This is a genomic window from Serratia sp. CY37869, assembly GCF_052168895.1.
GTDB classification, from domain to species: domain Bacteria; phylum Pseudomonadota; class Gammaproteobacteria; order Enterobacterales; family Enterobacteriaceae; genus Serratia; species Serratia ureilytica.
In genome coordinates, this window is record NZ_JBJNLU010000004.1 from 1 (window position 1) to 12,974 (window position 12,974).

The 12,974-nt window shown below is 60.8% G+C and carries 7 protein-coding genes and 1 rRNA gene; 3 read left to right on the top strand and 5 right to left on the bottom strand.

Annotated elements, in window-relative coordinates; translation table 11 throughout:
* Positions 1-113, top strand: a 5S ribosomal RNA gene (gene rrf / locus ACJ8J1_RS18720); the annotation flags it as partial.
* A 178-nt stretch (positions 114-291) separates the two neighbouring features.
* Here rrf and actP read toward each other — a convergent pair.
* The 3 genes from actP to acs all read right to left on the bottom strand — a co-directional run bounded on the left by actP (position 292) and on the right by acs (position 4,302).
* Positions 292-1,944 carry a cation/acetate symporter ActP gene (gene actP, locus ACJ8J1_RS18725; RefSeq protein ID WP_004930048.1) on the bottom strand — a complete coding sequence of 551 codons (1,653 nt, stop codon included), beginning with the start codon at positions 1,942-1,944 and terminating at the stop codon, positions 292-294.
* The gene (locus ACJ8J1_RS18730) at positions 1,941-2,252 is read right to left on the bottom strand and encodes a DUF485 domain-containing protein (protein WP_004930047.1); all 312 of its coding nucleotides are present in this window, start codon (positions 2,250-2,252) and stop codon (positions 1,941-1,943) included. The genes actP and ACJ8J1_RS18730 overlap by 4 nt, the downstream gene beginning before the upstream one ends.
* Before the next feature lie 91 nt (positions 2,253-2,343).
* Positions 2,344-4,302 carry an acetate--CoA ligase gene (gene acs / locus ACJ8J1_RS18735; RefSeq protein WP_033641574.1) on the bottom strand — a complete coding sequence of 653 codons (1,959 nt, stop codon included), beginning with the start codon at positions 4,300-4,302 and terminating at the stop codon, positions 2,344-2,346.
* A gap of 901 nt (positions 4,303-5,203) precedes the next feature.
* On the opposite strand from acs, the gene gltP reads away from it, so the two are divergent.
* Together gltP and ACJ8J1_RS18745 are read left to right on the top strand one after the other, a co-directional pair.
* Positions 5,204-6,520, top strand: coding sequence for a glutamate/aspartate:proton symporter GltP (gltP, locus tag ACJ8J1_RS18740; RefSeq protein WP_033641576.1), 1,317 nt, complete (start codon positions 5,204-5,206; stop codon positions 6,518-6,520).
* A gap of 275 nt (positions 6,521-6,795) precedes the next feature.
* The gene (locus ACJ8J1_RS18745) at positions 6,796-8,139 is read left to right on the top strand and encodes a condensation domain-containing protein (RefSeq protein ID WP_033641577.1); all 1,344 of its coding nucleotides are present in this window, start codon (positions 6,796-6,798) and stop codon (positions 8,137-8,139) included.
* Positions 8,140-8,181: 42 nt separating this feature from the next.
* Here the strand turns inward: ACJ8J1_RS18745 and ACJ8J1_RS18750 are convergent, their stop codons facing one another.
* Together ACJ8J1_RS18750 and ACJ8J1_RS18755 are read right to left on the bottom strand one after the other, a co-directional pair.
* Positions 8,182-11,277, bottom strand: a complete 3,096-nt coding sequence (locus tag ACJ8J1_RS18750) for an amino acid adenylation domain-containing protein (protein WP_033641578.1) — start codon at positions 11,275-11,277, stop codon at positions 8,182-8,184.
* Between the two features lie 64 nt (positions 11,278-11,341).
* Positions 11,342-12,952: a condensation domain-containing protein gene (locus ACJ8J1_RS18755; protein ID WP_033641580.1), complete on the bottom strand. Its 1,611-nt coding sequence runs from the start codon at positions 12,950-12,952 to the stop codon at positions 11,342-11,344.
* Positions 12,953-12,974 lie beyond the last annotated feature (22 nt).

The following is a 12,974-nucleotide window of genomic DNA, read 5'->3' on the forward strand; positions in this document are numbered from 1 at the left end:
GGCGGCAATAGCGCGGTGGTCCCACCTGACCCCATGCCGAACTCAGAAGTGAAACGCCGTAGCGCCGATGGTAGTGTGGGGTCTCCCCATGCGAGAGTAGGACACTGCCAGGCATCAAACAAAGCCGAAAGCCCTGAACTGACGTTCAGGGCTTTTTGCTGTGCGTAAAACGTAAAAAAGCGCAGCTACGCTGCGCTGCTTTCCCCTCCTTATTCTCCGTCAGCGAGCCAGAGAAAAGGCCCCGAAGGGCCTTTGGTTAGGGTGTGTTTGCTTTTTTCACTTATTATTCGGTCAATGCGAGCTGCCCTGAGAAATGCCCAGCCCGGTTTGCGAACGAACAAACTGCGCCCGGAAGCGTTCCCGCTCTTGCTGCCCGGCCAGCGAGCTGTCGGTGATCGAGAACAGCCAGGTGCCGACAAAGGCCACGATCATCGAGAACAGCGCCGGGTATTCGTACGGGTAAATCGGTTTCTCATGGCCGAGGATCTGCACCCAGATCGTCGGGCCGAGGATCATCAGAATCACCGCTGTCAGCAGGCCTAACCAGCCGCCAATCATCGCGCCGCGGGTCGTCAAACGCGACCAGTACATCGACAGGATGATGATAGGGAAGTTACAGCTGGCGGCGATGGAGAACGCCAGCCCGACCATAAAGGCGATATTCTGCTTCTCGAACAAAATCCCCAGGGCAATGGCGACCAGGCCTAATACCACGACGGTGATCTTGGAGACCTTCAGCTCATCGCGCTCGGTCGCCTTGCCGTTTTTAATCACGCTGGCGTACAGATCGTGGGACACGGCCGAGGCGCCGGCCAGCGTCAGGCCCGCCACCACCGCCAGAATGGTGGCGAACGCCACCGCCGAGATAAAGCCGAGGAAGAAGTTGCCGCCAACGGCATTGGCCAGATGCACTGCCGCCATGTTGGTGCCGCCCAGCAACGCGCCGGTGGCATCTTTGAACGCCGGATTGGCGCTGACCAGCAGGATGGCGCCGAAGCCGATGATAAAGGTCAGAATATAGAAGTAACCGATAAAGCCGGTGGCGTAGAACACGCTCTTGCGCGCTTCCTTGGCGTCACTCACGGTGAAGAAACGCATCAAGATGTGCGGCAGACCGGCGGTGCCGAACATCAGCGCCAGGCCAAGCGACAGCGCGGAAATCGGATCGGACACCAGCCCGCCGGGGCTCATGATGGCGATGCCTTTCGGATGCACCTTCACCGCTTCGGCGAACAGGGTATTGAAGTCGAAGTTAACCGACTTCATCACCATCAGCGCCATAAAGCTGGCGCCGGCCAGCAGCAGCACCGCTTTGATGATCTGCACCCAGGTGGTGGCCAGCATGCCGCCGAACAGCACGTACAGCACCATCAGGATACCGACCAGGATCACCGCCACATGGTAGTTGAGCCCGAACAGCAGCTGGATCAGCTTGCCGGCGCCGACCATCTGCGCGATCAGATACAACGCCACCACCACCAACGAGCCGCAGGCCGAGAGGGTGCGGATCGGTTTCTGCTGCAGACGGTAAGAGGCGACATCGGCGAAGGTATAGCGGCCGAGATTGCGCAGGCGTTCCGCGATCAGGAACAGAATGATCGGCCAGCCGATGAGGAAGCCGATGGAGTAGATCAGGCCGTCATAGCCCGAGGTATAGACCAGTGCGGAGATGCCGAGGAACGAGGCGGCGGACATGAAGTCGCCGGCGATCGCCAGCCCGTTTTGCAGACCGGTGATGCGCCCGCCCGCGGTGTAGTAGTCCTGACGGGAACGGGTGCGTTTGGAGGCCCAATAGGTGATGTAGAGCGTGGCGCCGACAAACAGGATAAACATCACGATCGCCTGGATGTTCAGCGGCTGACGATGCACCTCGCCGCCAATGGCGTCGGCGCAGGCCAGGCCCGGCAGCAACAGCAGCGCGGCGGCGGACAATAAGCGCTTCATTGTTTCACCTCGCGCAGAATCTCTGCGGTGAGGCGATCGAATTCGCCGTTGGCGCGGAAGACATAGATCCCGGTCAAGACGAAAGAGATCACGATCAGCCCGACGCCGACCGGGATCCCGCGGGTAATGGTCGATCCGGCGGCGATCGGCGTGCCGAGCCATTGGGGATCGAAGGCGATCAACAAGATAAAGCCGACGTACAGCGCCAGCGTAATCAGCGAAAGCAGCCAGGCGAACCGGCCGCGTTTTCTCACCAGCTCTTTAAAGCGCGGGTTTTCTTCAATCCCTTGATAAATGGTGTCATTCATCAGAGTGTCTCCAGTAGGTATTGATAGAGTACGCCGCGCCAGGGCCGCTCAACGGCGCGTTATCCGAATGAGCGGCCTGAAGCGGCGTAAATTATGACGGCACTTTCATTGATTGTTTTTCTTCCAACAGCTTGTCGACTACAGCCGGATCCGCCAGCGTGGAGGTATCCCCCAGGTTGCTGGTGTCGCCGGCGGCAATTTTGCGCAGGATACGCCGCATGATCTTGCCGGAGCGCGTTTTGGGCAGCGAGTCTGTCCAGTGCAGCACGTCCGGCGTGGCGATCGGCCCTATCTCTTTGCGCACCCAGTTGCGCACTTCGGCATAGAGCTCCGGCGTCGGTTCTTCGCCGTGGTTCAGCGTGATATAGGCGTAGATCGCCTGGCCTTTGATGTTATGAGGAATGCCGACCACCGCCGCTTCGGCGATTTTCGGGTGAGATACCAGCGCGGACTCGATCTCGGCGGTGCCCAAACGGTGGCCGGAGACGTTCAGCACGTCATCGACGCGGCCGGTGATCCAGTAGTAACCGTCCTCGTCGCGGCGGGCGCCGTCGCCGCTGAAATACATGCCTTTGAAGGTCGAGAAGTAGGTTTGCTCGAAGCGGTCATGATCGCCGAACAGGGTGCGCGCCTGGCCCGGCCAGGAATCGACGATCACCAGGTTGCCTTCGCAGGCGCCTTCCTGCGGCGTGCCGACATTATCAACCAGCGCCGGCTGTACGCCGAAGAAAGGCCGCGTGGCGGAACCGGCCTTCAGCTCGGTGGCGCCCGGCAGCGGGGTAATCATGAAGCCGCCGGTTTCAGTTTGCCACCAGGTGTCGACGATCGGGCATTTGGCGTTGCCTATCTTGTTGTAGTACCACTCCCAGGCTTCCGGGTTGATCGGTTCGCCGACCGAGCCCATGATGCGCAGCGAATCGCGTCGGGTGCCTTCGATCGCCTTGTCGCCTTCGGCCATCAGGGCACGAATGGCGGTCGGCGCGGTATACAGAATGTTGACCTGGTGTTTGTCGATCACCTGAGACAGACGATTGACGCCCGGATAGTTAGGTACGCCTTCGAACATCAGCGTGGTGGCGCCGCAGGCCAGCGGGCCGTACAGCAGATAGCTGTGACCGGTGACCCAGCCGACGTCGGCGGTGCACCAGTAAATGTCGCCGTCGTGATAGTCGAACACATACTTAAAGGTCATCGCGGCGTACACCAGGTAGCCGCCAGTGGTGTGCAGCACGCCTTTTGGCTTGCCGGTCGAGCCGGAGGTGTACAGGATAAACAGCGGATCTTCCGCGTTCATTTCTTCCGGCGGGCAATCGGCGGAAACGCCCTGGGTCAGCTCATGCCACCACAGATCGCGCCCTTCCTGCCAGTAACCCGGTTTGCCGGTGCGCTGGAACACCACGACGTTGGCCACGCTGACCACGCCGGGGTTTTTCAGCGCATCGTCGACGTTCTTTTTCAGCGGCACGGCGCGGCCGGCGCGCAGGCCTTCATCGGCGGTGATCACCAGTTTGGCGTTGGAGTCGATAATGCGCCCGGCGACCGCTTCCGGTGAGAAGCCGCCGAAGATCACCGAATGTACGGCGCCGATGCGGGCGCAGGCCAGCATCGCGACCGCCGCTTCCGGCACCATCGGCATATAGATAGCCACCACGTCGCCTTTTTTCACGCCGAGCTTTTTCAGCACGTTGGCGAATTGGCAGACATCATGGTGCAGCTGTTTGTAGGTCACTTTCTTGGATTGGGTCGGGTCATCGCCTTCCCAGATAATGGCGGTCTGGTCGCCGCGCTCGGCCAAATGACGGTCTAGGCAGTTGGCCGCCAGGTTCAACGTGCCGTCTTCAAACCAACGGATGCTGACGTGGCCCGGATCGAACGAGGTGTTTTTGACTTTGGTATAGGGTTTGATCCAGTCCAGGATTTTGCCATGCTCACCCCAGAAAGCTTCTGGGTCTTGAACCGACTGTTGATAATACTGTTGGTATTGTGCCGGATTAATCAGGGCGCGTTCTGCAATTGCAGAAGGAATAGCGTGTTTATGCAGTTGGCTCATAGCTTTTCTCCTTGAAGTTGTTAATGATATGTCAACTGAAGGTTAAGTATAGTTTGCTACGATTCTTTGTTTCTTTTTTGCGCGGCAGATCACGCAACAAAGATATTGATTTGTAATAGTTCTGTCGCATTTGCAGTACGTATCTATCTATTTGGCGTTTAAATCATCATAAACCCGCTTTTTTAGCCAAAAACACTTATCTAAAGAACAAAAAAGAATAAACAAAGGCGAGGGTATTTGCCTTGCGCTTAATAAGGGTGGGAGAGACCGACATTATTTCGCGCTATAAATCTTTTTTGATTATTTTTCGCTATTAATATTCGAAGTTGGTATTAACGCGATATAACGATGGACGGCACATCGTGAAATAACGTTCTATTAACGTTTAATTCCTGATGAAAACTCGGGAAATACCGTGTGGCATTCATCCTGCTGAATTGTTCGATTTTTAATCGGAATATAAAACGGCGCTGCATTTATGGGTGAAAATGTCACTCGGCCAATTCCCATTTATTTGACTTTTGAGTAACAAAATATAAACATTTGATGCGGACTAAATATGCAGAATGGACGAAAAATAACGCATTTTAATCGCGTTCAAAAAAACGTCGCCGGCGCGGTTATGTGCTTCATTATATGAAAAATTATGTTTTTAATAACAAGCAATTATGCCATTTGAAATAGTTGCGCGAATTTTTTGTGATTCGATTCAGCGCTCAACCCTGACAAATCAAGGCTTGCAGAGCATGCCGCCCGGATGATACAGATTTATACTGCGTCGCACCCAGGGCAGGTGAACGCTTCCACTGAATTAACATAAGCCTGTAATAAATGATTAAGTATTCTTTTCGCCGTGTTGCGACTTTGTACGGCGCAAAGAGTCTTTGAGGACTTTTTGGGTATGAAAAGTGTAAAAATTAGCCTGGCTTGGCAAATCCTGATCGCGTTGGTGCTGGGTATTATTGTTGGCGCGGTATTGCACAACCAGACAGAATCTCGTGAGTGGCTGGTGAGCAATATTCTCAGCCCGGCGGGTGATATCTTTATTCGTCTGATTAAGATGATTGTGGTGCCGATCGTTATTTCCACGCTGATCGTCGGTATTGCCGGCGTGGGGGATGCGAAAAAGCTGGGCCGCATCGGATTGAAAACCATTATTTACTTCGAAGTGATCACCACGATCGCCATCGTGGTGGGGCTCACCTTGGCCAACGTCTTCCAACCGGGCCACGGCATCGATATGTCGACGCTGACCACGGTGGACATTTCGCAGTATGAGAAAACCACCGAACAGGTGCAAAGCGGTTCGCACAGCCTGGTGGCGACCATTCTGTCGCTGATCCCGTCGAACGTCTTCTCGTCGATGGCCAAGGGCGACATGCTGCCGATTATCTTCTTCTCGGTGCTGTTTGGTCTGGGGCTGTCGTCGTTGCCGAAAGAGACCAAAGAGCCGCTGCTGAAGGTCTTCAAGGCAGTGTCCGAGAGCATGTTCAAAGTCACCCACATGATCATGCGTTATGCGCCGATCGGGGTGTTTGGTCTGATTTCGGTCACGGTGGCGAACTTCGGTTTCGCTTCGCTGCTGCCGTTGGCCAAGCTGGTGGTGCTGGTGTACTTCGCCATCGCGTTCTTCGCCCTGGTGGTGCTGGGGGCGGTCGCTCGGCTGTGCAACCTGCGCATCTGGACGCTGATCCGCATCCTGAAAGACGAACTGATCCTGGCTTATTCCACCGCCAGTTCGGAAACGGTGCTGCCGCGCATCATCGAAAAGATGGAGGCTTACGGCGCGCCCAAGTCGATCACCAGTTTCGTGGTGCCGACCGGTTACTCCTTTAATTTGGATGGTTCGACGCTGTACCAGAGCATCGCCGCCATCTTTATCGCCCAGCTGTACGGCATTGAGCTATCGTTGGGGCAGGAGATCGTGCTGGTGCTGACGCTGATGGTGACCTCGAAAGGGATCGCCGGCGTGCCGGGTGTCTCGTTCGTGGTGCTGCTGGCGACGTTGGGCAGCGTCGGCATTCCGCTGGAAGGCCTGGCGTTTATCGCCGGCGTGGACCGTATCCTGGATATGGCGCGCACCGCGCTGAACGTCGTGGGCAACGCGCTGGCGGTACTGGTTATCGCCAAGTGGGAGCACCAGTTCGATCGCAAGAAGGCGCTGGCCTACGAAACGGAGTTCCTGGCGCAGAAGGTGAAGCCGGCCAATCAAGGCTAATCACCGGCTAGCGGGATATGAAAACCGCCCCGGGCATCCGTGCCCGGGGCGTTTTGTTTTTATGCCCTTTCAGCCTGCCACTTTCTTTTCTCTGCCCCCGCTGCGTCGCTTGCATCCCCGCTTAACAGAATCTAAAGTGTTACCAAATTATTGGAAATGATAATAGATGTTATTATCATTTTCATTTGATGATGTATGGAGACACACAAAAGCCGTTGAACGGCGGGGTATCGCCCGTTCGGCGCTTTTATTCAGGCTTATCAAAGGTAGGTAACATGTCGGACACCGCTTTGGCCTCTGAATGGTTGCCGCTGGCGCCAGCGCAGCTTGATTTCTGGGAAGAATACACCTTGCACCCTGGGCAGACCTTATCCACCGTCGCCCATTGCACCGAACTGTGCGGCGCAATAGAGGAAGCGGCGCTCTGCCGGGCGATCGCCACCACCCTCGCCGAGACGCAGGCGTTTGCCCTGCGCTTTGGCGAACGGCGTGGCGACTATCCTCCGTCGCTACGGCACGAGCCACAGCGCATACCGTCATTGCAACGTATCGATCTGCAAACGCATCGCGATCCCTGGCAGGCGGCGCAAAACCTGATGCACGAGGATATCGCGCAGCACCGGGCGCTGCACCGCGAACCGTTAGCCGCCGCCTGGCTGCTGAAGCTGGGACCGGAGCGTTACCTCTGGTACGTGCGTGCGCACCATATTCTGGTCGACGGTTTCGGCATGGCGCTAATCGAACACCGCTGCGCCGCGCTATATGCGCACTACCTCGGCCAGGGGAGCGCGGGCATCCCTTTGGGCGCCTTCGCCCCCTTTCAACAGGCCGAGTTGGCCTACGTCGATTCTGAACGCTGCGAGCGCGATCGGCGCTTTTGGCAGGCCTATCTGCCGCCGTCGCAGGCGCTGCCGACGGTGCGTAAGGGCGGCGGGGAGTATGGCGTACGACGCCTGAGCGTCAACCGTCGGTTGCCGACAGAAGTCGCGCAACGTCTGGCGCAGCAGTCGGAACGCAGTGGCATCAATTGGCCCGACTTGCTGGTGGCGCTGTCGGCGGCCTGGCTGTTTCAGGTCATGCCGCGCCACGCCCGGCAGGGCGATGCGTTGCCGATGTGGATGCCGGCGATGAATCGCCGCGGGCAAGCCGCCACCAACGTCCCTTCGTTGGCGGTTAATACCCTGCCGCTGCTGGTATCGCCGGCGCCAATGGAGACGCTGGGGAGCTTTCTGACCACCCTGACGCAGCAGCTGCGCGAGCTGCGCAGCCACGCCGGCTATCGTCTGCGCCAACTGGCCGCCGATCGCGGCGTGGATCCGAACTCGCGCTTCTTTATTTCTCCCTTCATCAACGTGCAACCCTTCGACGCGCCCCGTTTTGTCGGCTGTCGCGGCGCCCGGCGCGTTTTGGCCGGCGGCTCGGGCGACGGTTTCAACCTGACGTATCGCGGCCGCACCGACGCCCGCGATCTGCAGGTGGATATCGATATTTATCTGGAACAGTTCCCGACGGAGGATGCGCTGGACTATGGCGAGGTGCTGCAAGAATTTCTGCTGCGCGCGCTGCAGCGAGAAGCCTGGGAGCAACCGCTCGCGGCCCTGACGGCATTGCCCGCCTGATAACCTGCGGGCGGGGGATATCCCCGCCCGAGTGATGTGGCTTCAGCTGGTCAGTAACGCCGCCACTTCGCGCGCATTCTTGCACGGCAAGAGCGCACTGCTCACCAGCCGGGTGCCGAAAGCGTCATTGAGGCGCTCCGCCACCTGTTTGATATGCGGCAGCTTCAGCCCCATGGCGATAAACGCCGTCTCTTCTCCCCATTCCGGGCGCGGCGTCACGCCGATCGCCTGCCAATAGATGGTCAGGATCTCTGCGCTGCGCGCCAAAGGCGCGTTCGGCGGCGGGGCTGCGCAGGCGTTCAGCGCCGGCGCGGTTTGCCGCTGGCTCAGGTCGGCGCGGATGCGATGGCGGTCGGTTTTGCCGTTGGCAGACAGCGGCAGCGCCTCGGCGTGGATAAAGCGAGTGGGAATATGGGTACAGGGCAGATAGCCGGTGGCGAAGGCGCGGATCTCGGACAGCGGCAGCGGCTTGCCGTCGCGGGTCAGATACAGGGCGCCGAGCGCCGCCTCGTTGTTCTCTCCGCTGGGATAATCCACCACCACCATATCCCGGATCGCCGGATGGCGGCGCAGCACGTCTTCGATTTCCGGCAGCGAGACGCGCACGCCGCGGATCTTCACATAGCCGTTCACCCGGGTGGCGAACATGATGTTGCCGTCCGGACGGTAATAGCCCTGATCGCCGGTACGGAAAGCGCGCAGCGGCTGCCCGTCCGGCCCTGCGAGGGTGACGAAGTCGTGCTGCTTCAGCTCCCCCTGCTCCAGGTAGCCCAACGCCAGGTTGACCCCGGCGGTATGGATGCGGCCGACCACGCCGGCCGGGCAGTGGCTGCCGTCGTCATGGCAGATGAAATAGCGGTTGGCCGGCAGCGGGCGGCCGTAAGGCACGGTGCCGCTCTCCTGCGGGGCGATCGGGTGCCAGATGCTCCAGATGGTGGTTTCGGTCGGCCCGCCGAGTGAGAACAGAGTGAGATCCGGGCGCAGAGTGCGCAGGGTTTGCACCGTCGCTGGCTTGATGTAGTCGCCACCCTGCGCCACCAAGCGCAGCGAGCGCAGGCTGTCGGCCGTTTTACAGGTGAGCAGCATCTCCAGAATGGCGGGCACCGAGCACCACAGGCTGACCCGATGTTTTTCCACCAGTTGGTTCCAACTGATGGCGTCTTTTTCCTGATGCGGCGCCGGCAGTACCAGCGTGGCGCCGGCGCACAGCGAACCGAACAGATCGAACATCGACATGTCATGGTGCGGCGGCGTCACGGAAATAAAGACGTCGTCGGCGGTGACTCTCCAGCGCTGTTGGGTTTGGTGCACGACGTTGGCGGTGGCGCGGTTGTTGAGCACCACGCACTTGGGTTTACCGGTGGTGCCGGAGGTATACAGGTAATAGCTCGCGGCCTGGCTGGCGCTGCGTTCCGCCAACGCCTGTTCATCCGGCAGCGCGGGCGCGCGATCTGTCGGCGTCAGCAGGGTAGCCGGCGTCACGCCGATCGGCGTCTCCAGATCGCCGCCGTGCACCACCAGCGTCGGCCGGCAGTTCTCCAGCAGGTAGGCGGTGCGCTCCGGCGGCGAGTTGATGTCGATAGGCACCCAGATCACCCCCTGCAGGGCGCAGGCGAGGCTGAAGATGATCTGTTCCGGGCTGCGCGGCAAATACAGCGCCACCACGTTGCCCGGCTGTACGCCGCGGCTTTGCAGGTTGGCGATCGCCGTGGCGATCCGCTGGCCCAGCTCGCGATAGGTCAGCGTCTGCTCGCCACAGATAAGCGCGTTGCCGCCGTTATGCGCGCCGAACAGCCGCTCGGCCAGCTGCGCCAGATAAGGATAAGGCGCATAATTCGCTTCGCTGTCGTTGTGGCGGTAATGCGCCAGATCGATGAAATCTCGCGGGGCGATCGCCAGATCGGCGCGTTGGCAACTGTGCAGGATGCGCCGCTGCAAGGCCGCCAGCATGGCCGCTACCTGCTCGCCGTGCAGCGCCTGCTCGGCGTAATCCACGCACAGCTGCAGGTTTTTTTCGCTGTCCAGCGTCAGACGGATATCAATGGCGACCTGCGGCGTTTGGGTCAGGCCATCGTGGAAGCGCACCGGCGCCTCGGCCGGCAGCGTTTCCCAACCTAAACAGTTGGTCAGGATCACCGGCAGCGCCGGGCCGCCCTGGCTTTGGCCGAGCAACTGCCGCGCCAGATCGACGCCGGAAAACGCCAGGTGATCGAGCGCGCCGAGCACATCGTCCTGCAAGGCTTGCGCGCGCTGGATAAAGTCTTCGCCATAGCGCGAATAGCGCACCGCCACGAAGCTGGAGGCGTTGCCCAGCGCGCCGTCGGCGGCGGGGAACGCCACCGGCACCCCGACGCACAGCTCCCCGTCGGTGGTCCAGTGGGCCAGCGTATCGAGGATCAGCGCCGAGAGCAGGCTGTTGCGCAGCAGCGCATGCGGCGATCCCAGGCGGCCCAGTTGTTTGACCGTGTCGTGCGGCAGCGTCAGGGTGGCGCGGCGATAGCGTGATGCGGTGAGATTGGCGAGCGGGGCGCGCCACGGCAACGCAGACGGGGTGGTGACATCCTGCAGCTTCTCGCGCCAATAGGCGGCATCGGCCTGGCGTTGCGCCGCCGATGCCGCAGGGGGCGGCAGCGCGGCGGCGGTCGGCGTCAGAGGGCGATCGTCGAACAGGCGCGCGATCACGGCGGAGATCCCCTGGCCGTCGAGGATCAAGGCATCAAAGCTGGTAAAGATCAGCGTATCGTACGGCGATCCCGTCGGATCCTGCTGTTCGGCAAGTTGGATCACGGCGATGCGCCACAGCGGTTGGCTCGGATCGTGGCGCTGGTGGGAGTAACGCTCGCGCAGTTGTTCCGTCTGGCGCTGCGCCGCTTCGTCATCCAGCGAGCGCAGGTCGTGGCGATCCAGATGCAGCGTGATTTCCGGGCGCACGTGCTGCGTGCCGCGCAGCACATCGATGCAGGTGCGCAACGCCGGGTAGTGCTGTACCAGCTCGGCCAGGCGCGCTTCAAGGCGCAGCACATCCCGCTGCCGGGCGCGGTATTCGCGGAAGTCGTGCATCGCCACGCCGCCGAGCGGCCATCGATCGCTGCGGCCGAGAAGATAGGCCTGCTGCAGTGCGGTTAATGGTGTCTCCATGGTGCTTCCCTATAGTCGCTAACCGATTAAAACGTGCCGGACGTCGCGCGCCCGGAAACCGATCTCAGTGCTGCGGCGCCAGCGCGGCGAGCAGCGTTTTCGCATGCCGTCCTGCCTCGGGCGAGCGTTGGCAGATCAATGCCGCCAGCGCCGCCGGAGAGGGATGCGCCGCCAGATCCTGCACCGTCAGCGCCGCCGCCAGATACCTGTTGAGCACCGTTAGCAGCGCGTTCACCCCAGCATCCGGCAGGGCCAAGCGGTGGATATCGTCGTGGTCGTGCAAGCCGGCCTCGGGAGCCACCCGCTCCAGCAGCCGGTGCAGCACCTGGCGCACCGGCGCCTGCTGCGCCAGCGCGTCGGGGGTACACTGCGCCAGCAGTTGCGACAGCGGGCGATCGAACGCCCCCGCTTGCCGCGCGGCCAGGTGCAGCAGCGCCCGGTAACAGGCCAGCAGGCGTGGCAACACGTGCTCGGGAAACGCGTCCAGCCGCACGTCCCAGTTGATCAGAATGCCGTCGTCGACGTGGGCGACCTGCGCATCCAGCGCGACCTGCGGTCCCTGAGAGATGACCCAGCCGAGAGGGCCGAAGGTGTCGGCGACTCGTTCGGAAAACAGCGTCTTGCCGCGGATGCCGAAACCGGCGGTAAACACCACCGGCGAAGGCTGCAGGCTGCCGTGCAGGCGTGACAGATCGCGCATCACGCTGACGCCGGGATAATCCGCATGCTCGATCAGCTCCGCCAGCTGCGCCATCAGGCGTTGGCAGAAGGCGTTCAGGTTTTCCGTCGGGTTCAATTCCACGCCGAGCAATACCAGATTAGAGAAGTCGCCGACGAGGCGATGCGCGTCTTCCCGTTCGCTCTCGCGGTGGAACAGCGGCACGTTGAGCCGGAAGCGCGTCATGTTCCAACCCTGGCCGACGGCCAGCGCGAACAGCGCTAAAAACAGCGTCGAGAGGGAGGTGTGGTGCCGCTTGGCCACGCTCTCCAACGCGCGGCTTTCTTCTGCATTCAACTGGATGGCCAAACGATCGCTGCGGCAGCGGTCCGGCGTGCGCAGCAGGCGCGGCGCCGGCGGCACCTGCGCCAGGCGAGCACGCCACCAACGCTGGCTGCGTTCGCGCCGCTGGTGCAGCGCCTCGTCGGCGTTGCGTCGTTCGAGGTGATCGAAGTAGGCCGGCGGCGCGTCATGGGAGGGCGCCGCCGGACACTGGTGATAAAACGCCGTCAGATCCTCCATCAGCAGGCGAAAGCTCATGGCATCGCCGGCGATCATGTCGAGATCGACGTGCAAGCGGCTGCGCCCTTCCGGCAGCAGGCTCAGGCTGATATCGCAGGGAACGCCCTGTTCCATCGGCAGCAGCTGGGTGCTTTTCGCCTGGCGTTTGGCGGCGAGCGCGGCCGCCAGCGTCGCTTCATCGGCGTGTCGCCAGTCGTCGAGATGCAAGGTATGCCGGGGACTGGGGGGCGCGATCGTCTGTTGGCCATCGTCGGTAATGCGCAGGCGCAGCAGCGGATGATGCAGGTACAACATCTCTACGGCCTGGCGGAGCCGAGCGGCATCCAGCTCGCCGCCGTCGAACTCCGCATACAGGTGGGCGGCCATGCCGCCCAGAGGGGGAGCGGACTGTCGGCCTACCCAATAGGCGGCCTGCATCGTGGTTAACGCTTTCATCGGGTATCCATTTTGATTCAGC